This window comes from Stenotrophomonas sp. PI_27 (assembly GCF_027854495.1).
In the GTDB taxonomy this organism is placed as follows: Bacteria; Pseudomonadota; Gammaproteobacteria; order Xanthomonadales; family Xanthomonadaceae; genus Stenotrophomonas; species Stenotrophomonas pavanii.
Window position 1 is genome coordinate 26,978 of sequence record NZ_JAJNOF010000013.1, and the last position, 22,107, is coordinate 49,084.

At 63.1% G+C, this 22,107-nt stretch carries 20 protein-coding genes; 11 read left to right on the forward strand and 9 right to left on the reverse strand.

All coding sequences use genetic code 11. From position 1 onward, the window contains the following. Positions 1–86: 86 nt before the first annotated feature. Positions 87–1,046, reverse strand: a complete 960-nt coding sequence (locus LRM18_RS15830) for a mitochondrial fission ELM1 family protein (protein ID WP_270954995.1) — start codon at positions 1,044–1,046, stop codon at positions 87–89. A 126-nt stretch (positions 1,047–1,172) separates the two neighbouring features. On the opposite strand from LRM18_RS15830, the gene LRM18_RS15835 reads away from it, so the two are divergent. Then, positions 1,173–1,763, forward strand: a complete 591-nt coding sequence (locus LRM18_RS15835) for a malonic semialdehyde reductase (protein ID WP_064237526.1) — start codon at positions 1,173–1,175, stop codon at positions 1,761–1,763. Between the two features lie 86 nt (positions 1,764–1,849). After that, a complete protein-coding gene (locus LRM18_RS15840) occupies positions 1,850–2,557 on the forward strand; it encodes a YceI family protein (RefSeq protein WP_005415047.1) in 708 nt (235 codons plus the stop codon). Between the two features lie 183 nt (positions 2,558–2,740). Here the strand turns inward: LRM18_RS15840 and LRM18_RS15845 are convergent, their stop codons facing one another. Then, positions 2,741–3,142, reverse strand: a complete 402-nt coding sequence (locus LRM18_RS15845; protein ID WP_130768637.1) for a hypothetical protein — start codon at positions 3,140–3,142, stop codon at positions 2,741–2,743. A 207-nt stretch (positions 3,143–3,349) separates the two neighbouring features. Between LRM18_RS15845 and LRM18_RS15850 the strand changes: the two genes are divergently transcribed. Next, a complete protein-coding gene (locus LRM18_RS15850; RefSeq protein WP_130768638.1) occupies positions 3,350–4,171 on the forward strand; it encodes a hypothetical protein in 822 nt (273 codons plus the stop codon). A gap of 73 nt (positions 4,172–4,244) precedes the next feature. Here LRM18_RS15850 and LRM18_RS15855 read toward each other — a convergent pair whose 3' ends face one another. Continuing rightward, positions 4,245–5,042 (reverse strand): siderophore-interacting protein, encoded by a 798-nt coding sequence (locus LRM18_RS15855; protein ID WP_270954996.1) that lies wholly within the window; start codon positions 5,040–5,042, stop codon positions 4,245–4,247. Positions 5,043–5,103: 61 nt separating this feature from the next. Further along, complete coding sequence (locus LRM18_RS15860; protein WP_049468662.1) at positions 5,104–5,664, reverse strand: PadR family transcriptional regulator; 561 nt, start codon at positions 5,662–5,664, stop codon at positions 5,104–5,106. Positions 5,665–6,152: 488 nt separating this feature from the next. On the opposite strand from LRM18_RS15860, the gene aceE reads away from it, so the two are divergent. Together aceE and LRM18_RS15870 are read left to right on the forward strand one after the other, a co-directional pair. Further along, a complete protein-coding gene (gene aceE, locus LRM18_RS15865) occupies positions 6,153–8,840 on the forward strand; it encodes a pyruvate dehydrogenase (acetyl-transferring), homodimeric type (protein ID WP_012478970.1) in 2,688 nt (895 codons plus the stop codon). Between the two features lie 396 nt (positions 8,841–9,236). Continuing rightward, positions 9,237–11,090 (forward strand): DNA cytosine methyltransferase, encoded by a 1,854-nt coding sequence (locus tag LRM18_RS15870; RefSeq protein WP_270954997.1) that lies wholly within the window; start codon positions 9,237–9,239, stop codon positions 11,088–11,090. Between the two features lie 2,118 nt (positions 11,091–13,208). Here the strand turns inward: LRM18_RS15870 and LRM18_RS15875 are convergent. Both LRM18_RS15875 and LRM18_RS15880 read right to left on the reverse strand, forming a co-directional pair. After that, entirely contained in the window at positions 13,209–13,577 is a 369-nt protein-coding gene (locus LRM18_RS15875; RefSeq protein ID WP_270954998.1) for a hypothetical protein, read from the reverse strand. A 487-nt stretch (positions 13,578–14,064) separates the two neighbouring features. Next, a complete protein-coding gene (locus LRM18_RS15880) occupies positions 14,065–14,286 on the reverse strand; it encodes a hypothetical protein (RefSeq protein WP_150827439.1) in 222 nt (73 codons plus the stop codon). Between the two features lie 120 nt (positions 14,287–14,406). Here LRM18_RS15880 and LRM18_RS15885 point away from each other — a divergent pair, with 120 nt between their 5' ends. Beyond that, entirely contained in the window at positions 14,407–15,069 is a 663-nt protein-coding gene (locus tag LRM18_RS15885) for a hypothetical protein (RefSeq protein ID WP_270954999.1), read from the forward strand. 14 nt (positions 15,070–15,083) lie between these two features. On the opposite strand, the gene LRM18_RS20345 is transcribed toward LRM18_RS15885, so the two are convergent. From LRM18_RS20345 to LRM18_RS15895, 3 genes are read right to left on the reverse strand one after another with little or no spacing between them, the layout of a single operon-like run. Beyond that, positions 15,084–15,722 (reverse strand): XVIPCD domain-containing protein, encoded by a 639-nt coding sequence (locus LRM18_RS20345; protein ID WP_336297088.1) that lies wholly within the window; start codon positions 15,720–15,722, stop codon positions 15,084–15,086. Next, positions 15,667–16,515, reverse strand: a complete 849-nt coding sequence (locus LRM18_RS20350) for a hypothetical protein (protein ID WP_336297089.1) — start codon at positions 16,513–16,515, stop codon at positions 15,667–15,669. The genes LRM18_RS20345 and LRM18_RS20350 overlap by 56 nt, the downstream gene beginning before the upstream one ends. After that, positions 16,512–17,231 carry a hypothetical protein gene (locus LRM18_RS15895; RefSeq protein WP_270955000.1) on the reverse strand — a complete coding sequence of 240 codons (720 nt, stop codon included), beginning with the start codon at positions 17,229–17,231 and terminating at the stop codon, positions 16,512–16,514. Before LRM18_RS15895 ends, LRM18_RS20350 begins: the two co-directional genes overlap by 4 nt. Before the next feature lie 202 nt (positions 17,232–17,433). Here LRM18_RS15895 and LRM18_RS15900 point away from each other — a divergent pair, with 202 nt between their 5' ends. From LRM18_RS15900 to LRM18_RS15920, 5 genes are all read left to right on the forward strand, one after another. Then, complete coding sequence (locus LRM18_RS15900) at positions 17,434–18,360, forward strand: XVIPCD domain-containing protein (protein ID WP_270955001.1); 927 nt, start codon at positions 17,434–17,436, stop codon at positions 18,358–18,360. A gap of 35 nt (positions 18,361–18,395) precedes the next feature. Further along, positions 18,396–18,992 (forward strand): hypothetical protein, encoded by a 597-nt coding sequence (locus LRM18_RS15905; protein WP_270955002.1) that lies wholly within the window; start codon positions 18,396–18,398, stop codon positions 18,990–18,992. Between the two features lie 3 nt (positions 18,993–18,995). Then, positions 18,996–20,006, forward strand: coding sequence for an XVIPCD domain-containing protein (locus tag LRM18_RS15910; protein ID WP_270955003.1), 1,011 nt, complete (start codon positions 18,996–18,998; stop codon positions 20,004–20,006). A 183-nt stretch (positions 20,007–20,189) separates the two neighbouring features. Continuing rightward, the gene (locus LRM18_RS15915) at positions 20,190–21,335 is read left to right on the forward strand and encodes a YncE family protein (RefSeq protein ID WP_206632677.1); all 1,146 of its coding nucleotides are present in this window, start codon (positions 20,190–20,192) and stop codon (positions 21,333–21,335) included. Positions 21,336–21,479: 144 nt separating this feature from the next. Then, complete coding sequence (locus LRM18_RS15920) at positions 21,480–22,055, forward strand: hypothetical protein (protein WP_270955004.1); 576 nt, start codon at positions 21,480–21,482, stop codon at positions 22,053–22,055. The last annotated feature ends 52 nt before the right edge of the window (positions 22,056–22,107 follow it).

The window sequence follows — 22,107 nt, forward strand, 5'->3', positions numbered from 1 at the left end:
AGGGTTTGGCCATGCGTGCGGCGTTGCCGGCCAGCGGCCGGCACTACCGTGATGCCAGGTACAGCGTTGCCGGCCAGCGGCCGGCACTACCCCAATGCCAGGCGCTGCTTCACTTCCGCCGCCACCCGCGCGGTTTCGCGCAGCGGTTCGATGCGGTCGTACTGCCAGTCCAGCCAATGCGGCTGCAGGCGCCCGCGCGCGCGCAGCTGCTGCTGGAAGCGCGCCAGGCGGCCCTGCGCGGTACTGGCCAGCGCCACCATCACCGGCATGCGCGTGGCGCACGCCTCCGAGAGCAGGTTCACCGAATCGGGTGAGACCACCACGCGGTTGGCCCAGCCGAGCAGGCCACCATAGGGATTGGTGCCGTCGCCGCCATCGCCCCAGATCACGTGCGGCAGGTCGGCGAATTTCGCGCGCAGGACCTCGGCCAGGGCCGGCGGCGTACGACGCGAGGTCGTTGCCAGCAGGCTGCCGCCTTCGCAGCGGATCTGCTCGGCCAGCGCCTGGAACACGCCGACCATCGCGGTCTCGTCCCACGGTGCCAGCGGCGTCGGCCCACCGACCAGCAGTGCGGTGCGCGGGCCGGGCAGGGTACTGAAGCCAGCGAACGCGGCGCGGCCCCAGGCCAGCCAGTCATCGTCCACCGGGTTGAGGCTGCCGAGCAGGGTCAGCACGTTGCTGCCGCGCAGGGCATCGTGTTCGGGCACCACCACCACGTCCCAATGGCGGGCGCTGATGCGCGGGTCGAGGATCTGCACCACCTGGCTGCCGCGTGCACGCAGCACGCGCAGCGCGCCAGCGGCCTGGCGCCCGCAGCCGATGGCCAGCGCCGGCGCCTCGTTGGCCAGTGACGCAAAGGCCTCGCCGTAGCCGTTGACATCGCCGGGCAGGCGCCGCGGCGACAGCCAGCGCCAGGGCGCACGCGGTTGCAGGAGCAGCGGTCGGTGGGTGCCCTGGCGCAGTGCCGAGGCCAGCGCGACCGCCTGGCGGACATTGCCCGCGCGGCCGTCAGTGACCGTCCACGGCGCGCTCGATCGTTTCACCATTGGCATTAATTCGTTTCAGCCCTGCTGGGTGTTGCAACAGTCGCGACACTCTACACTGCGGCTCGTCGTTTCGCCCCGCGCCGCCCGCGGGCACTGACTTCCCTTCGCCGCCCTGGAGATCCACCGATGTCCCACGCGCTCGACGCCGCCGCCCTCGACCAGCTGTTCCGCACGGCCCGCACCCAGAACGCCTTCCTCGACAAGCCGGTCCCCGAGAGCCTGCTGAAGGAACTGTACGACCTGGTGAAGTGGGGCCCCACCGCGGCCAACACCACGCCGGCCCGCTTCGTTTTCGTCACCTCGAAGGAGGCCAAGGACAAGCTGGCCCCGGCGCTGTCCGAAGGCAACCTGGCCAAGACCATGGCCGCGCCGGTCACCGTCATCATCGGTTTCGACCTGGACTTCCACGAGAAGCTGCCGTACCTGTTCCCGCACACCGATGCCAAGGCCTGGTTCGACGGCCCGCAGCAAGGCCGCCACGAAGCCGCCATCCGCAACGGCAGCCTGCAGGGCGCCTACCTGATCCTGGCTGCGCGCGCGCTGGGCCTGGATGCCGGCCCGATGTCCGGCTTCGACCCGGCCAAGGTCGACGAAGCCTTCTTCGCCGGCACCTCCATCAAGTCGAATTTCCTGGTCAACCTGGGTTACGGTGACCCGGCGGGCCTGTTCCCGCGCCTGCCGCGCCTGTCGTTCGACGAAGCGGCGCGCATCGCGTAAGACGCTGTATCGGTTTCGGGCCCGCCGTCGTGCGGCGGGCTCTTGCTGCACCGTGTACCCACCCTACGATCCGGAGAGTTCCTCAGATGAGCGCCACCCGTAAACTGCTGCTGCCGCTGGCCCTGACCCTGGCCATCGCCGCCTGCTCCAAGCCGGCCGACACCGCTGCCCCGGCGGCCGATGCCGCCGCCCCGGCCACCACCGAGCAGGCCGCCACCCCGGCGGCTGATGCCGCTGCTGCCGCGCCGGCCGCCGAAGCGATCAAGATCGCCTCGGGCACCTACAAGCTGGACCCGAGCCACACCGACGTGCTGGCGCAGTGGAGCCACTTCGGCTTCTCCAACCCGAGCGCGCACTTCGGCAACGTCGAAGGCACCCTGGTGTACAACGCTGAAGACGTGACCAAGTCCACCGTGGAAGTGAAGCTGCCGCTGAGCGGCCTGAACAGCTTCACCGCCAAGTTCGACGAGCACCTGAAGAGCGCCGACTTCTTCGACGCCGCCAAGTTCGCCGATGCCACCTTCAAGAGCACCAAGGTGGAAGCGGCCGGCACCAACAAGCTGACCGTCACCGGCGACCTGACCATCAAGGGCATCACCAAGCCGGTCACCCTGGACGTCACCGTCAACGGCGGCGGCGAGCACCCGATGGCCAAGGTTCCGGCCGCCGGCTTCGATGCGACCACCACCCTGAAGCGCAGCGATTTCGGCGTCGGCGCCTACGCCCCGAACGTCAGCGATGAAGTGAAGATCCGCATCACCACCGAAGCCACCGGCGAGAAGCCGGCGGCTTGATGTACCCGACTCACTCGTCTTGAGAAGGCAGGAGGCCCGCTGAAAAGCGGGCCTTCTTTTTTGGGCGCGGGTAGAGCCGGCCGCTGGCCGGCTGCTTGCGAGGTGCCCGATGATGAGGGGGCTGCCGGCCAGCGGCCGGCACTACCCTGTCGGTGGGGGCGGCCACCTCCGAAGCAGGGTTGCTCAGCGCAATGCGCCCAACCATGCCACGCACGCTTCGCTCGGGCTCTGCTTGGCCTTTACCGCCAGCCCGCTGGCCCGTGCGAACGTCTGCGCGGCCTGCGCCACCACCTGGCGCGCGATCAGCGCCGCCTGCTTGGTGGCCGCCTGCTGCTTGCGCAGCTGCACGATGTGCACCGACGGCCGGCCTACCGGCGCGTACTTCTGGTCACGGCGCAGCACGTCGGCCACCTGGGCCACTTCGAATTCGGCCTGCAGGTAGCGGTGCTGCGCCGCCACCAGCTCGCGCAGCGGCGCGCGCAGTGCAGCGCTGTCGGCGAACGCGGCCAGCGCCGCATCGCAGGCGGCGTCATCGGCAAAGCGGGTACGCAGCGCATCCACGCCGGCCAGGGTCAGTTTGGCCATGGGGGCCTCGTTGCTGCAGGAAAGGAGCGCGATTGTCGCATTGCCAGCTCGGTAGTGCCGGCCGCTGGCCAGCAATTCCATGGGAGTGTGCGGACCAACGGTCCGCACCCACCAGTCGATGACGGTCCGCACCCACCGACGGCGGCGCAGCCGAGCGTGGGCTCGGCTCTACAATGCCCCGCTGTATCACCCATGGAAGGAAGACCCATGCAGGATGCGCAGTACTGGTTGAACGAATTCTGGTCGGGCCTGAGCGTGCTCGATCTGCTGGGCGGCAGCGTGCTCGGTACGCTGCTTGGCCTGGTGCTGGGCATCCTCGGCTGGCGCTGGCTGCACCGTCGGGGTTGGTTGCAGCGGCGCAAGCGCTGGCATCACTGGCTGCTGGCCAGCTACGTGGTGCTGCTGCCGCTGGCCACGGCCTTCTTCGGCCTGCAGCTGGGCTTCACCGCCGGTGCGCACCGCGCGCTGTTCAAGCAGCTTGATCATTTCCAGCCGCACCTGCAGACCCTGGTGGAAGGCTGGAGCGAAGGCTTCACCGACTCGCTGGATGACCCGCGCATGCGCGAGGCATTGCGCAGCCAGGGCACGGTGGGCGATGTGGCCGACACCATCGCCTCGGCCTACCTCAGCGAACATCCGCTGCCCGGCCTGGACCGCCTTGGCAACGGCCCGTTGGCGCGCGGTACCGGCTGGGTGATCGGCAAGGTGCGCGAAGGCCTGCTGCGCGGCATGGTGGAAGACACGCTGGTGGACAAGGCCGGCACCCTCGGCCTGGAACCCAAGGTGGTGCGCGAGGCGCTGACCATGCATGTGGATGAGCTGCTGCACACCCGTGGCGTGCTGCGGCTGGTGAAGGCGCAGATCAACGGCATGATGCCCGGCGTGTACTTCGGGCTGCTGTTGCCGCTGCTGGTCGTCGCACTGCTGGTGGCGCTGGAGATCTGGGCCGCGCAGCGGTTCGGGTGGACGCGGCAGATGGTAGTGCCGGCCGCTGGCCGGCAACTGCAGGTTCTTGCCGAGGGTTCATGAGGTTGCCGGCCAGCGGCCGGCACTACCCTTCGGAGGGCGTGCGGACCAACGGTCCGCACCTACCGTCCTTTGATCAATCGCCGTCGGCTTCGTCCGGGTGGGCCTTCCAGTAGCCGGTCGAGCGGATCCAATCGCGCGGCACGCCCAGGTGGCCTTCGATGAACTTGCGCATCATCCGTGCGCGGCGCGATTCGGTGGCGATCCAGTAGAAGACATCACCGTCCGGGGCCTCGAAGTCGGTCAGCATGTCTTCCAGCAGCGTGCTGCTGGCCGCCGGGAAGCCGTTGCGCTCCAGCCAGTGGATGCGCACGTTCTCGTACTGCGGCAGGTCCTGGCGCTCGGCCTCGTCGCGCACTTCGATGAAGGCCTGCACTTCGGCACCGTCGGGCAGCACGTCCAGCCAGCGGGCGATGGCCGGCAGTGCGGTCTCGTCGCCGATCAGCACGTAGGCGTCGTAGGTGTTGGCCACCACGAACGAGCCGCGCGGGCCGCCGATCACCAGCGTGTCGCCCGGCTGCGCGCGCTCGGCCCACGGCCCGGCGACGCCCTGGTCGTGCAGCACGAAGTCGATGGCGAGTTCGCCGGCCTCGTGGTCCCACGCGCGCGGGGTGTAGTCGCGCGACGGCGAGGGCGCCTTGCCTTCCGGGTAGCTGCGGCCTTCGGCGGTCAGCACCGGCAGCACCATCTCGCCGCTGGCATTGGGGAAGAACAGCTTGATGTGGTCGTCGGCGCCGGGCGAATCGAAGCCGGCCAGGTCGTCGCCGCCCAGCACCACGCGGCGCATGTGCGGGGTGACTTCTTCGGTGCGCAGCACGGTCAGTTCACGGAAGCGCACATCCAGGCGCAGGCGCGTGTTGTTGTGTTCGGTCATGGGGTTTTACCTGTAAAGGTGTCGCGCGGGGGCGCGCGGGATGGGGGAGACCTGGCTGGATTCAGTCTGGCTGGGTCGTTGAAAGGGGGGATGCCTCGCTACCGGCGGTACCGTTCAGCAGGGCGGACGCCCGGCTCAGCAGCGCCGCCACCTCGTCCGCCTCGCCCTCGGCCCAACGGCCGTGGTGATGCACCAGCGCCCGCTTGAACTCGCGCAGGGCAGTGGCCAGCGGCGGCGGCAGCGACGCCTTGGTGATCTCGCGGGCACGGTCGAAGGCTCGCCGTTGCGCGAGGCGTACCTGGGTTCGCTGCACCTTCAGCTCGAACTCGCCGGCGGCGGTGATGCGGAAGATCCGCCGGCCGTCCACTTCCTCGGCCTCGATCCAGCCGGCCTGCTCGAAGCTGGCCAGCAGCGGGTACATGGTGCCGGCGCTGGGCGTATAGGCCTGCATGAACTGGTTGCTGATCAGCTGCATCAGCTCGTAGCCATGGCGTGGCTGCTCGCCGATCAGGGCCAGCACCAGCAGGCGCAGGTCGCCCCGGCTGAGCACCCGTGGCTGGCCGTTGCGGCGCGGCACATCCGGATCGGTGGAACGAGCTCTGGGAGAAGACGTACGGCTCATTTCGATATATCGGTAAACGAGTGTGCAAACGATATATCGATAGCGCGAGCCCGGCAATCATCGATCCGGCCACAAGCGCGTCTGTTTTGGGCCACAGCCCGCCCGCGCACCGCTCCAGGCGACGCGGCGGTCGCCTCCGCCAATCCAGGGGTGCGACGCGTTGTCGCCGGTCAAGCGCCCGCGCCCGCGGTCGATACCGCAGGGCGCGCGGGCGCCGCACAACCGTCATCGGCCGCAGTAACACTGCGTCCTGCACATGGTGGCTCCGGGCCCAGCGCGACAGCCGGGCACCGGCTCCAAGGTGCCGCAGTACCCGGAAACACGGGCCTGTCCTGCCGCCGGACAGGCCGGGACAGGCCTTGCGGACACTGGCCGCATGCGTCCATACGCCAGCGTAGCCAAGTGACGAAAGCCCTTGGTGCGCTACACTTTGCGGTCTAGAAATCTATACAACAGTCGCGCGCGTGCGTGCGGTAATGGGAGCGCTAATGAACTGGTTGAACGAGGTGCTGAACAACGACCCGAATCCTGTGGAAACCCAGGAGTGGATCGAGTCGTTGAAGGCCGTTATTGATGTCGAGGGCTCCGAGCGCGCGCATCAGCTGCTGGAAGGCATGGTGGAACTGACCCGTCGTTCGGGCGCCTACCTGCCGTTCTCTCCCACCACCGAATACGTCAACACCATCGAACCGCAGTTCGAGGCCAAGAGCCCGGGCAACGCCGAGCTGGAATGGCGCATCCGTTCGATCATCCGCTGGAACGCGATGGCCACCGTGGTGCGCGCCAACCGCAAGCCGGGTGACCTGGGCGGCCACATCGCCTCGTTCGCCTCCGGCGCCACCCTGTACGACGTGGGCTTCAACCACTTCTGGCGCGCCCCGAGCGAAAACCACCCGGGCGACCTGCTGTTCATCCAGGGCCACAGCGCCCCGGGCATCTACGCGCGTTCCTTCCTGGAAGGCCGCATCAGCGAAGAGCAGCTGGACAAGTTCCGCATGGAAGTGGACGGCGGGGGCCTGTCCTCGTACCCGCACCCGTGGCTGATGCCGGACTACTGGCAGACCCCGACCGTGTCGATGGGCCTGGGCCCGCTGGCCGCCATCTACCAGGCGCAGTTCATGCGCTACCTGGAAAACCGTGGCCTGATCGAGAAGTCCGACCGCAAGGTGTGGTGCTTCATCGGCGACGGCGAGAGCGACGAGCCGGAAACCCTGGGTGCCATCGCGCTGGCCGGCCGTGAAGGCCTGGACAACCTGATCTTCGTGGTGAACTGCAACCTGCAGCGCCTGGACGGCCCGGTGCGCGGCAACGGCAAGATCATCCAGGAACTGGAAGGCGTGTTCCGTGGCGGCGGCTGGAACGTGATCAAGCTGCTGTGGGGCGGTTACTGGGATGCCCTGCTGGCCAAGGACACCAACGGCGTCCTGAAGAAGCTGATGATGGAAACCGTCGACGGCGAGTACCAGAACTGCAAGGCCTTCGGCGGCGCGTACACCCGCGAGCATTTCTTCGGCAAGTACCCGGAAACCGCCGCGATGGTCGCCGGCCTTTCCGACGACGACATCTGGCGCCTGAACCGTGGTGGCCACGACCCGCACAAGGTGTACGCCGCCTACCACCAGGCCGTGAACACCAAGGGCATGCCGACCGTCATCCTGGCCAAGACCGTGAAGGGTTACGGCATGGGCAGCGCCGGTGAGGCACTGAACCCGACCCACCAGACCAAGAAGCTGGACGACGAAGCGGTGCGCCACTTCCGCGACCGCTTCAACATTCCGGTGACCGACGCGCAGCTGGCCGACGGCCAGGTGCCGTTCTACCACCCGGGCCCGGATTCGCCGGAAGTGCAGTACCTGCAGGAGCGCCGTGCCGCGCTGGGTGGTTACCTGCCGCAGCGCCGCCGCAAGGCCGACAAGACCTTCGTTGCCCCGAAGCTGGAAGCCTACGAGCGCCTGCTGAAGAGCAGCGGCGAGCGCAGCTACTCCACCACCATGGCCTTCGTGCAGAGCCTGAACATCACCCTGCGCGACAAGGAACTGGGCCCGCACATCGTGCCGATCGTGGCCGACGAAGCCCGCACCTTCGGCATGGAAGGCCTGTTCCGCCAGATTGGCATCTACGCGCCGTTCGGCCAGAAGTACAAGCCGGTCGACGCCGACCAGCTGATGTTCTACCGCGAAGACCAGAGCGGCCAGGTGCTGCAGCAGGGCATCAGCGAGCCGGGTGCGATCAGCTCGTGGATGGCCGCCGGTACCAGCTACTCGGTCAGCAACGTGCCGATGCTGCCGTTCTACATCTACTACTCGATGTTCGGCTTCCAGCGCGTGGGCGACATCGCCTGGCAGGCCGCCGACATGCGTACCCGCGGCTTCCTGCTGGGTGGCACCGCCGGCCGCACCACGCTGAACGGTGAAGGCCTGCAGCACGAGGACGGCTTCAGCCATCTGGTGGCCGGTGGCATCCCGAACGTGCGCAGCTACGACCCGACCTTCGGCTTCGAAGTGACGGTGATCCTGCAGCACGGCACCAAGCGCATGATGGAAGACCAGGTGGACGAGTATTACTACGTCACCCTGATGAACGAGAACTACACCCATCCGGAAATGCCGGAAGGTGCGGCCGAAGGCATCGTCAAGGGCATGTACCTGCTGACCGACGCCGGCAAGCCGAAGAAGGGCGAGCTGCGCGTGCAGCTGCTGGGTTCGGGCACCATCCTGCGCGAAGCCATTGCTGCGGCCGAGCTGCTGGACAAGGACTTCGGCGTGACCGCCGATATCTGGAGCTGCCCGAGCTTCAACGAACTGCGTCGCGATGGTTTCGACGTGGAGCGTGCCAACCGCCTGCATCCGGAAGGTGAGCAGCGCAAGGCCTACGTGACCGAGCTGCTGGAAGGCCGCCAGGGCCCGGCGATTGCCGCCACCGACTACGTGCGTGCGTATGCGGACCAGATCCGTGCGTTCGTGCCGATGTCGTACACCGTGCTGGGTACCGATGGCTTCGGCCGTTCGGATACGCGTGCGAACCTGCGCCGGTTCTTTGAGGTTGACCGGTACTACATCGCGCATGCCGCGATTGCGGCGCTGGCGAAGGAAGGGAAGATGACCGCGAAGGACGTGGCCCGGGCGATCAAGCAGTACAAGATTGATCCGGAGAAGGCTAACCCTGTTGGGGTTTGATTCGGGAAATGATGAGACACGAGAGGCGGCCCGGCCGCCTCTCGTCGTTTCATCAGTGAGGACCTGTTTCGACTGTTATGCGACCAGCAGTCAACGTACTCGCCGGCGGTGCATCTCATCGTGCCTCCGATCTGCCGGCCCGCAGTGGGCGTTTGGGTCGGCCTAGACCTATGCTAGGAGTGATGAGCATAGGTGATCTCATCATCTGAGACCTGGCTTAAATACTCTCTAAGTCGCAAACTGTCTCCGGAAGACCGCCTCGTCTCACTGCTGGTCGGTGGGGTCATTGCTGGTTCATCAGGGTGGCTCCCTGGCTGCGCTGGCCTACGGGGAGTTCTCACTGACCGTTTGTATCAAGTTTGCAATCTATAATTAATACTAAGGAACTCAATCTCCATGAGCGGACAGGCAAAGATTAAGACGCTCAGTCTTTTCTCTGGAGCGGGAGGGCTTGACATCGGCTTTTCCCAGGCTGGTTACGAAGTTGTGGGCTGCGTGGAAATAGAGCCTGTTTACTGTCAAACCTTGCAGGCCAATTCTGGAAAAGGAAAGCTCCTCCGACATGCGGAGGTAAACTGCGTCGACATCAGAGAGTTCGATCCAGCACCATATGTGGGTATGGGTATCGAGTGCGTAATTGGTGGACCTCCTTGCCAAACCTTTTCTGCAGCTGGGCGTCGCTCAGGCGGAGTTCTTGGCACTATCGATGCACGTGGCCGACTTTTCGAGTCCTACTGCAGAATTTTGAAAGCAATTCGTCCCAAGGTTTTCGTATTCGAGAACGTCTACGGGCTTCCTGGAGCGAATGGCGGACAGCCATGGCGTGAGATATGTAAGGCGTTCTCAGGCCTGGGGTACTCATTGAGGGCTGAGGTCGTTGATTCGGCTGACTATGGAGTCGCCCAGCACAGAGAACGGCTAATCATTGTTGGATATTTGGCCGGGGTGCCCGATTTTGAGTTCCCTGAGCCAACTCATGGGCCGGACTCGTCATCTGGTCTGCCGCTTGTCTCAGTGTATGATGCGATATCAGATCTGCAGGATGACGCGGAGCCTTACCATGAATTTGATGGGCTGTACGGACATCTGTTGTCTCTCGTTCCTGAGGGGCTGAACTATTCCTTCTTTACAAGGGAGATGGGGTATCCGAAACCATACTTCGCTTGGCGTTCAAAGTTCCACGACTTTCTCTACAAGGTTGACCAGTGCGCGCCTGCGCGCACGATTAAGGCGCAGCCGGGTAAATTCACAGGCCCATTTCATTGGAAAAATCGGCATTTCAGTGTTCAAGAGCTGAAGCGCCTTCAATCATTTCCTGATGACTATGAGATTGTCGGTAAGTATGGGAAGGCAGTAGAGCAGATCGGGAACTCTGTGCCTCCGCGTCTCGCCTATGTGATTGCACAGTCCGTTCGTGAACAGTTGTTGAGAAGGAGGGCGGATCTCACTTTTTGTGTTCGTCCTGCCGGATTCGAATCAACTTTCAAGAAGAGACAGCGAGAAAGGACAAATCACTACAAAGACGTTGCCAAGGCTGAGGTCGCAAAGCGGTTTTCGAACGTTGTGAGCATCGAAACTGCTTCGGTTAATCGCTCCGAGGAGTATTTTGTTCGGTACCGAGGAAATTTCACAAAACATTTCTCTTCTTCGATGGAGGAAGGGGATTTGGGTGATGTTTCCTACGCGGTGAAAGAGCGAAGAGAAGGGGCAAATGTTCACATTGACGTCGGTCTTGCATCCGTGAGAGCGAAGAGCGTTAAGGAGATCTCGATTGAGATCTCCGGTCTTTCTAAGTATCTGATAGACGTTGATGTATTGGAATGCAAGGCTAGAATCTCGACTTTGGATGATCTCTTTAGGGTGTGGAGTATCATCGAGGCCGTGTTGATCAAAGGTAGCCAGTTCTATACCCTGATCGATATCTATGGGCACTACGCAAACAGGGGGGATACCGTCCGTGTTATTACCTCCATTAAGTCGCGCAGCAAGTCCGCGCTTATGCGGGCGATCGAGTATTTTGGACAGTCGTCTAGTGCCGGCATATTTATGACTCAGGAGGGTGTTGCACAGGAGCTGAAGATAGATAAGAGTGAAGTGCCAGATCTCGTCGCTGAACTCCGTTCTCTTCGTTGGGATGTTAGGACGCCGAAAACGCACCCAACGATTCGGCAGAAGGCAATTCTCTGTACCTATCCATTCCCGTTGCTTTCTGGAAAGGCTCAGCTTGAGCGTAAAGTAGATCTCGGTTGACTTTGGTTGCCCGCCGATTGGCGAATCGGCGGGAGAATCAAATCAAATCCACGAATACTTTCCAGAAAAGTACTGGTAGCGACGCAAGAACATCTCCGGTTTCGGGGAGTGTTGTGCCGAAATTGGCGGAGTAAGCTGGATTCCAGTTGAGCCAACAAAGTGCATAGCACCTCGATTCCATGCCGAGGACGCATGAAGGCTGGGGTGCAATCGTATCTGCCTGGAATTAGGATCTACCCAAATAAGATGACGATCGAATGCTGCGTGGTGATTGGGGCAAAGTGCCAGTCCGTTCCAGACATGGTCCGTTGAACCGGGTGCCTCAACAGGATAGATGTGGGCTCCCACGGCTAGATCTGATGCTAGTTGGCACATGCAACAGGCATGGCCATATGCGCGTCGGATAGCTCGACCGGCGCCTGACCTCCTGACTAAAACCTCTACTGCCCTTGTGGCGCGAGCTGCCGCATCAGGACTTCCCGCATCAACTGCACCAGATGCAGCAGCGATCTGTGCAATTTCCTGGGCCGGCAAGAACTCTCCATCTCTTAGCTGCTCCATAAAGGCGGGGAAGAGATTGGGCGGGAATGCGTATACGCGCTCTCCCTTGCGAGATTCGTACACTGACCAGCCAGTCGCACGGGCCTCCTCCAGAATACGCCTGTCGAACAAGATTGAGAACCGCGCTTCCCGCCCGATACGCGTGGTGCCGTCAATTGCAACGAACACCACGCTGTCGTCCGATATGTGAGTGCCGAGGAGTACAGGGTGACCATTCCCGTTTAACGTCGAAACTGCCGGTGCATCGGCAGGGTTTTGAAATCGATATTCATGGTCATGGCGAGCATGCGGCGACACAGCTGAAACGTGTAATGCAACTCTGTAACTTCTTCTTGTGCCCAAAATTTCGAGAAATCCGGGCCATCCAGACAATGGATTAGACGCGACTACGAGGCCGCCCAATTCGGCGACTACCTGATTGAACTTGGCTATGCGGCGAGGTGACATGGTCAGATAGTGTCTAATACACGCCGCAATCGCAAGTGTCACATTTTTGACGCGCGAGCAATCGCATCTGCCGGTGTTCTTGCGAGAGAACACAGTAGGATCTCGCAGTAGAAATTACGCGCGCAGATTGCATACGTGCACTTAGATCATCGCCGAACCTGTCAGGTGGGGCCTCTACATGGGTGTCCGTAACGTTGGTGCGGTCGTGCTGGCTTCGGTGCGTAATCCGTCGACTGGGGAGTAGATTTCAGTATTGGAATTATCTGGTGCCTATTCCGAGGAACTCCCATAAAGAAGCTCCGATCGAGCGGCAGCCGGATAATTAGCCCTCCGCAAACAGGGAGAGGCAGGTGCTCCGTTTCCTAGCCTGTGCCGGCATTACAGCATCAACTCGTCAACGTTGTACTAATAGTCATGTGATGACCCACCGCCATCTGTTAGCGGTCATGCGGTCACTGTGGCGAGAAGTGCCGCGTCTGGTGTCATCACTTTCAATGCCTGATGGGGCGCTGCTGGTGAAGAAGGTGATCCAATCAGCAAGCATACGCGTAGCGCGTACTTGGCTATTGAAACGACGCTGGTGCACGCACCGATCTTTTCGCGTCCAGATTACTAGTTCCACCAGCCTGTTCTGCCGTGGACGACGTGGGATCATGAAATTCTGCCACAACCCGCCCACTCCAGTGCGACATCTGCGGTACAACGCAAGGAACATCAGTCCACCTATCCGCAAATAGCACAATCACAAGCTGCTCCAGCGAGTTGTCCACCAGCATCACGGGCTTGCCGTCGCAACTGACCTCGAAGTACCTCTCTCCCGCGTACCGCGCGTGCAGCACCAAGCCCTCGCGCACAAGTCGAACGGCTTCCTCACGCATGATCGCAAACTCAGCGTCGGACGCCTTCCGAAACGTGCGCAGTTCCGAGCCAGCCTTGGGTACATGCCGGCTGGCGATCGCCGCAGACTGCGCCGCAAGCAGGACGGCGCCTTAGATCACAGGTCTCATTGGACGCCCTGAAGATAGGTGATGGACTAGAAAGAGAACGGTCGGCTAGGAAAGACGCGGCGAGAGTCAGCAGCCGCACGACAGATGGCCAAGTCCAACTGGGCTACTCCCGCACGTGCAGCCGCTCTGTCGCCTGCGCAGTCAACGCCACACAAGCCATCTTCAACCCTTCCATCACCCGATCCCCCAGGTACTCCTCGGGCGCACCGTTCTGCCGAGTCCGCTCCGCGGCCAGCATCAGCTCCGCCACCACACGCAGCCCGGCCAGTGCGCAATCCGCATCCGCCAGCTGAAGACACCGTCCAGGCAGTTGATGCCGTTCCGGCCAAGGCTGGCCGTCCGCAGCTGCACCAGATCCGATGCGTCGCAGCGTGGCGACGAAGGCGTTGGGATCGACGGACGGCTCGCGCTCGGGTTCGGCGTTGTCCGGATCGTACTGCGCGTGCAGGGAACGGAAGTCCGATGTATTCATGGCAATGCTCCGTACAGGACAGATAGCAACGCCACCGATAGAGGCGGCGGACGGTGCGTGGTTCGAAAGCCGGACAGTAACCAAGCCGGTGGGTCCGAAGACCCCCACGCACCGCCCGCCATGGAACGCGAACGGATTGCCAGCCGGCGCCACACAAAAGGTGACGCCGGCTGACAAGCGCAAAACACAAGGTTACTGAGCGGGCTTTCGAACCCCGCGCCACCCTTTTCCGGTGGCACGCCAAGGTGTACTCGCATGGCTGCGAGATGCCAAGAAACCGTAGGCCGCAGAGGCCGTAAATGCTGACGCTTACGGCATTGTTGCATGGCGCGCGCGTGGCAGAGCCCTTGCGGTGCAGTGGTTTCGGCCGGTGTTAAGTTACCGCCCCAATGCGCATTGAAAAGCACGGTTTGGAGAGGATCGGGGTCCCAAAAGCGACAGTCCGCCCGCATGGCTGAGATCCGAAGTTGGCCGATTGCGACATGGCTTAACTTTGCAGCGCCACCCCCGGCCGAGGCCACAGCGCATCGTCGCGCTCCAGGGCGTAGTCGCTGCCGAACGCCAGCGCCGCCTCGCGTGGCGGAAGGTCTGCGTAGCAACCCAGCAGGTACTCATCCATGCCTGCGTCGCCATGATCGATGGCGAACAGGTAGAGAAGCTCCTTGTCGAACGCTTCCAGCCACGTGGGGCCGATTACGGTCATGGGCATCCTCCGGTGGGAAGGGGAGGATGGTCGGGAGCTGTCTCACAGCGTGAGTTCCGCATGTGTTCTGGCGGACAGCTCCCTCCGCTGGATATGCTCCACCCGTCGATACCGGGAGTCATCGTTATGGAAGACCTGCTCAATCGATCCGCACTGCTTCGCCAAGCGATCCTCTCCAAGGTGGATTACCCCTTGGCGGATGACTCGCCCAGATTGTTGGCGTCAATGGACGCAGCAATGCTGAGCCTTGAGCACGCAGGCGCCCTTCGCACGCTGCTGCAGGCCGGTATGGCGCCCTCTGCAATGGCATTGATGCGCTGCCAGTACGAGGCCTTCACGCGGTCCGTCTGGATCTTGCACTGCGCAGCAGACGAGCAGGTCGAACTGCTGTCCCTGCCACCGGAAGCTGGAATGAGCGAAAAGGGGCTGCCGATGCTGTCGAAGATGCTGGATGCATTTGCGGAAGTATCGGAGCTTGGCAATCTGCTCCCGCACCTTGTTGAGCTGAAGGTGCATGCATGGTTTCCGTTGAACTCATTCGTACACGCAGGGGTACACGCAATGAGCCGGAGCCGCGATGGCTTCCCTGCGCCATTGGCGGTCAACGTCATCCAAATGAGCAACAACCTTTCGATGATGGCGGGGCAGCACCTCGCCGTTCTTACCGGCGTCCCGCATCTACAAAAAGAAGTGCTACGGCTCGATGAGATCTTTGCCGAGTGCCTTCTCTTCGATGAAGAAAAGCGCCGGGCCATCGAGGCGAGGGCGTCGGTAGAACAGTCGAGCTAGCTGAAGCCAGTAGCCTACATCGAAGGCGCCGAAACCCGCTGCTGTTGCTCCTGCGTGCGCTGCATGTCTGCCTGCTCGCGCGCCTGGCGGTGGCCGATTGCTTCCACTTGGTTCAGGCTCTCTTGCACTGGCCGCTGGGCGGCCTCCGCAGTCGCCACGTGAGTGCGAAGGGAAGCAGGGTCGGACATCGCACCCTGCACCACAAAGATGTTATGTGCGGCGGGGGAGGCATCTGTCTGTCTGCTCAGCACAACATGGTCCGCGCGGGTGATTCCGGCATCCTTGGCTGCGGCCAGCAGACTGGTAGACATACGCTCGCTGGTGTCATCGAAGGTTCGGCCGTTGGCCTTGTCCAGTGCTTCCACCTTGCTCCGAATCTGGTCCAGCAGCGCCTGATCTGCTGGACTGAACGAGTGGGTGGGCGAGGACTGCATATCTGCAACGCTCTGCGTCGGTGGCGAAATGGTGTGTGCGCTGCCGGTGTTCTTCAGCTCCACCCAGCCCAACCCGCCCTTTCCGAAGTCGCCAACAGGCAGGATCTTTGCGCTGCCAAAGTCGAGGCCATTGCGCTCAAGCTGCTTCGGGTCCAGACCAAGCTCATGCAGGTCGATGCGGATGGCCGGGGGGTTGGCGACCTTCAGCCAGGAAGGCATGGCTCGCCCCGATCACTGATAGCGGATAGGTGCCGTAGTAGTTGCGGTAGTCGGAATCGCCGTGCCGGCCCAGCGTGCCAGTGCCGTCATAGAAGCACTGCTCGACGGCCTTGGTGAGCTGGACGCTCTCATTGTTGGGGCGCTTGGCAAGCGCATCATATGAGATACCATCCGCCAAGCTCCTGGTTGCACCCTCCGCTCGAATGCAACGGGAGAGCGAGCGGGACGCAAGCATTGCCTCCAGTCCGTTGTCATCCAAGGTTGGATTCAACGCTCTGAATCGGCTATCCAGTGCCCGCAGGCCCGAGACCTCCGCCAGTGCCTCGTCCTGTCGTCCCTTGTCCAGAAGCGTGCGCACCGGCTCGGTCAGGTTCACCGAGCCTGACCGGGAATCGTGTGAAGCGATCAGTTCCTCGCTGTAGGTCTGCTTGAAGACCCTGAGTGCTGCGGCGCGTTCCTTAGCCAGGATGCCGTGCATGGTCTCGTGGCCCAGCACTTCGGTAAGTCGTTCCTCAAGCCGGGTGCCCGTTACGCTTTGGAAATTGGAGGCGCTGATGAAGATCGTTGGCGGGTTTCCATCCGACCCATCCTGGAAGTGGCCGCCATTGTGATGTCCATAGGACACGGCAATCCGGCTGATCTGCCCGCTGTCGGCTGCGTTTGCCAGAAGGTGATTGAGGTAGGGGGAGCCTGCAATGCTGCGTCGGATCGCATCCTCGGCACCACTGGGAAGCTGTTTGTCTGCGCGCAGATCGGCCAATAGTGGCTCGACGCTGGATTCGATTCCCTTCATTTGTCTCCTCCTCCAAACTGGACCGCGTAGACGCAGGTTCTCGCTGTATCACCTTCATCGGAACGATAGGTCAACAGGCTGGTATCCATATACTGCTTACCACCGGTGATGGGGCGCCGGTACTGCCTGATGCCCCCTCTCTGAAATGGCACTTCTCCTCCGGTCCTGTATCCGAGGGCTTCGAGCGCTCGTCCGGCACTTTCGGCTTCCCAGTAGCACACGCCATTCGGAGCATCCGTCACTGGCTGCTTGCCCAGCTGATAAAAGATCACCTCTTGGTTGGGGAACTCACGTGCCGACTCAACCGACAGATAAGACGCTCCATAGTTGTAGCCGTTCATCGTTGCCAGGTCCTTGGCGATGTGCCTGATGCTGACCTTTTCGTCTGGCACGAGCGAGACACCGATCGCCGTGCCGAACTTGTCCGGACTGATGTCCGCCCTTGACCTGAGCGAATCCGCGTAGACAAGAATCCGTTTCTGCAACTCGGCCATGGAGATGCGGGCAGGCTGTGTATCTGCGGCAGCGGCACGTTCATTGAGGGCAGACGTATCCGTCGATCGCGCACATGCAGATGCCAGCGTGAGCATGGCCGACAGTCCGGAAATTGCCCCAATGCGAGCTAGCTGCGACATCACATGACGCGGAATCAGTAGGGGCCGCCAAGCCGAGATGGTGGGAAGCAAGGCCAGCGCCCCTTGGATTACGGTGCCCATCAGCAAGTCCCTTGCAGCGGAGAGGTCACTATACGGGACTGACCCCAAGTGACTCTACCCGCGGGGAATTGCCCCCATGTTTGCTGGCTGGCTCACATATTCAGCAAGTCGCGATCGGCGTCCTCAATTCCTCCACCTGGCCCCCATCCCACCTATGCCATCATCCACCCAGGACCGCAGCACCCATCAAGGCTGAACAGGCATGGAGCAGGCAACACGCTACACCGTAACCCTTTATCTGGCCGCGCCCGGCACCCCGCTGAAGAGTGGGGGCATCTCGCCGCGCGGCCACATGTACTTGCAGGTCGCTGCGGGCGACGAGGCCCACAGCTACGGCTTCGCACCACCGCGCCAGGCACCGGGCGAAACCCGCACCGGCGTGCAGTACGCGCAGGTGCGCCACGACGATGCCGACGAGCATCTGGACCCGTACTACAGCCGCACCCTGGAAATCACCGAGGAGCACTACGGCTGCCTGCGTGATTTCGCCGAGGAACCGGCCGAGTTCGAATTCGATGTGGATCGCCCGGCCACCATCAACCGCTGCAGCGATTTCGTCTGGGCCGCGCTGCACTACGCTGGCCTGCATCCGCTGCCGACGCCGCTGGATGGGGGCAGCAACCTGGGCGAGTTCGCGGTGCTGTTCAACCTGCCAGAGATCCAGTGCATCGCCGCGCCGTTCCCGGGCAGCGATCTGAATGCCGAAACCCACCACGCGATGCCCGAGCGCGAGGCTGAGCATCATCGCCAGGGCGACCGCGCCAGCGATGAGCCGCCGCCGACGCCGATTGAAGTGGCCGGCACGCTGCTGGACCCCTCGCATCCCGACCATCGCCTGTTCTCGCAGCTGATCCAGAAGGTAGCGGAGCTGGACGCCGCGCATGGCCGTCCGTTCGATGCCGCCAGCCAGCGCATCAGCGCCAGCCTGCTGGTGCTGGCCAAGCAGAACAACCTCTCGCGCGTGGACCACGTGCTGCTCAGCGGGCCAACCCAGAACAGCCATGCCGCCGAGAGCATCTTCATCGTGCAGGGCGACCGCAACGACCCGGCGCACCGCCGCGCCAGCATCGCCACTGAGGTGGCGGCCAAGGCCGATGTGGCCGATTCGCTGCGGTTGAAGGAGCAATGACGCGGCCACTTCGGCGGGGGCTGGTGATACTGGCGGTGCTGGGCGCGCTGGCGGCATGCCGTGCGTCACCTGCGCCTGAGGTTGCGCCGCCCCTGCTGACGCGCGCACAGGCCGAGGCCCGCACGGTTGTGCCGTTCACGCGGGCCGTGCAGTTGCAGAAGGCCGGTCGGATTGCCGAGGTCACGTTTGATTTGCCGGCAGCCCAGAAGCCGGCCATTCCGATCCTGAACATTGGGTTGCGGCTGCAGGATACCGACGGGCGCTCGTTGTTGGACGCGTGGGAGAAGATCAGGCTGGGAAGGCCACCCACGCGATTGCGCCTGGAGCGGATTGATGGCGGCGCACCTGGTCCTGTACAGCTATGGCAGAGCACTCCTGACGGGCGCGACTCACAGAGAATTCCAGAAGATGAGATTGTGCGATATCTGTCCGATACAAGCCTGGATGAGGGCGCACTGATCGAAGCCGGTCTGCACTCACGTGAGATGCTGTATCAGGTACTTCAGGTCGCGGATGTCGGTTGGCTGGAGCCGGGCCGGTATCGGTTGACAGTCGACCTGATGGAGGACCGTCCGCAGCTGGAAGGGCTCCATGCCGAACTTATTGTTGGATATCAAACGCTAGGGAAGTAAGACATGAGCAAGGAAGCAGAGCGCTACACGGTCACGATTCATCTCGCCGCACCGGGCACGCCGAGAGTCGATGTGGGCGACGCGGGCCAGAAGAGATTGTTGGATCCGTCATTTGCTGGGCACATGTTTCTTTCGCTGACACGATCAAATGACCCTGTACACGTGAGCAGGGGGTTCACGATGGGGAACGACCGTGCGAATCCCTCGCTGGGCAAAGTCGATGACACGGATCTGCGGGTCTACGACAAGCCCCGCTTCGAGCGCACGATCGAGATCAGCAAGGAGCAGTACGACCGCCTCCTCGAGTTTTCCGCAGACCCGAAGAAGCACGGCTTCGACATGAACTACGACTTCTTCTCCAACGCCTGCACCGATTTCGCCTGGGGTGCCCTGAACCACGCAGGACTGCGCCCGGTTGGGCTGGCCGGGGAGATCAACAACTACGAGGGCGCCACCAAGGTCCTGGACAACATTCGCGCCGTCAATGCCATTCCGCAGCAGGTGAAGGGCAGCGAGCTGGACAGGGTGCAGTGGAACCCGATGCCGAAGCAGACATTCCGCGAGTGGATGTTCACCGAGAACGGCGAGCAGTGGCGCGGCAACAGCACCCTCGCGGCAAGCGGCACGCCCGCAGACTCGGCGCACGATGATCATGCCCGCCTCAACCACATCCACCAGCAGGTGGCCGACCTCGGTGCCTTCGGTGCACGCAACGGCAATGTCAGTGCCAGCCTGCTCGCGCTGTCGAAGGAGCAGCAGTTCTCGCGTGTAGACGAAGTGGTGCTGGGCGAGCCGCGCGGTGATACCGCGCCGAAGCTGTTCATCGTGCAGGGGGACCGCAGTGACCCGGCGCACCAGCGCGCCAGCATGCCGGCGGAGCTGGCAGCGCAGACACCGGTAGAGGCCTCGTTCGAACGGGTGGCGCAGTTGCAGCAGAACCTGCCGCAGCGCGATGTGCAGCGCCTGCAGGAAGAGCAGCAGCTGCAACAGAGCCACGGCCCACGGATGGCATAGCCGGAGGGCAGCGCCAAGGTCGAGCGTGTGCCATGCCTGCACCGGCGCACGCCACGCCCCCCACCTGCTACCATTCCCCGGCAACCCCAGCCAGCCCACCCGCGCAGACAGATGCAGGTCGGGCCGTCGCAGTACGGCCCAGCGAGCCAGGACACGTTCCCGTGCCCATTCAAGGACGCTCGCATGTTCCGTACTCCTCTCTTCCGCTCGGTCGCCCTGGCCGTTGCCGTTTCGCTCAGCCTCGGCGCGCCTTCTGCATTCGCTGACAATGCGCCCGCCGCCAGCGCCACCGCCGCCGTGCAGCGCCAGGCCGTGGCCAAGGGCCTGTATGAGCTGGCCTACAGCCCGAAACAGAACGCCGTGTTCGTGGCCTCCTCCGGCGGTTTCGGCGATGACGCCGGCCCGGCCCAGGTGCTGCGCCTGAACCCGGCCACGCTGGCCGTGGAAACCCGCATCCCGCTGGAGCGCAAGGCGTTCGGCGTGGTGCTGGATGACGCCCACAACCGCCTGTACGTGGGCAACACCGTGGACCTGTCGGTGACCGTGGTCGACACCGCGCAGAACAAGGCCGTCGGCACCATCCAGCTGATGGAGAAGAAGACCGGCAAGGACGGCAAGGCCGCCTACACCCATGACCTGCGCGAGCTGGTGGTCGACAGCGCGGCCAACCGCCTGTACGTGACCGGCCACAGCAGCCAGCCGGACGTGAGCAGCGTGCTGTTCGTGATCGATACGAACACGCTGAAGGTGATCAACACCATCGACGGCCTGGGCAATGCCAAGGCGCCGGGCCTGGCGCTGGATGCGGCCAACAAGCGCGTCTACACCAGCAACCTGCTGGCCGAGCTGGTGGTGGTGGGCACCGATTCGAACAAGGTGGTGGCGCAGTACAAGATCGCTGCCGAGCAGCCGATGAACATCGCGCTGGACCCGGCCGGCAAGCGCCTGTTCGTGACCGACCAGGGCTCGGAGATGCTGCGTGGCTACCAGGCCAAGAGCAGTGGCCTGGTCAGCAGGCATCCGGGCCAGCGCGTGCTGGTGCTCGACCGCAGCACCGGCAAGGAACTGGCCAGCATCCCGACCGATGCCGGCCCGCTGGGCATCCTGCTGGATGCACCGCGCAAGCGCCTGTACGTGACCAACCGCGAAGCCGGTACGGTGACGGCGTACAACAGTGACAGCTACCAGAAGGTGGCCACCTACACGGTGCCGACCCACCCGAACAGCCTGGCACTGGATGCGAAGAACAACGTGCTGTTCGTTAGCGTCAAGAACGGCGAGAAGGATGACAAGGGCGCTGACGAGAGCGTGGCGCGCATCCAGCTGTAATGCGCTGACGCAAGGCCCCGCGCCGTCGCGCGTCGCGTGAAGAAGGCAGGGTGCAGGCCCTGCCTTTTTCTTTGCCTGGTTGCAGTGCCCAGCACCAGCCCGCTAGGGTTGAACCCCATGGCTGGGAGCCAAAGGGTCTGAATCATGGTGGGTATTCGCCGCTGGCTGCGCGTCGGCCTGATCTTCACGCTGGCGGGTGCACTCGGCGCCTGTAGCAGCCGCGTACCGGATGCGCAGGAGCCGCTGAATCTGATCAAGCCGATCAACGTGGCCGAGTCCGGCCAGGCGGTGCGGTTCGAGTTCGAGACGAATGCCCGCAACTTCCACCCGGGTCGCACCTATGCGCTGGAGCTTGAGTTGCAGCACCAAGGGACGCGAAAGCCCGACGAGCCTGACGTGGGCACAATGAGGATCCCGTTCGAGGTGACCCTGCAGCAATGGCGTGCTGATGCCTGGAAGGATGTTCCCACCTACGACGGCTTTCAAGCCGGGGTGCTCAATGCCGGTGAGCAGCTTCCGGAGTGGCATGCATCCAGCGAATGGCGGTATACGTCGCCGCACATGGGCAGTGATGGCCAGTACACGATGAGCCTGGTTGCTCTGCCAGTGGAAGTTGACTCCCGCTACCGCGTGGACGTGCGCACGGTGCAGAGGACAGAGGCACTGCAGGGCTACTCGGCCCGTTTTCGGATCCATGCCGCCCGACCCGCTGGAAAGTAATCAATCGCCTGGTTGCGACGCCGTTGGTCACCCGCTAGGGTTGAAGCCTATG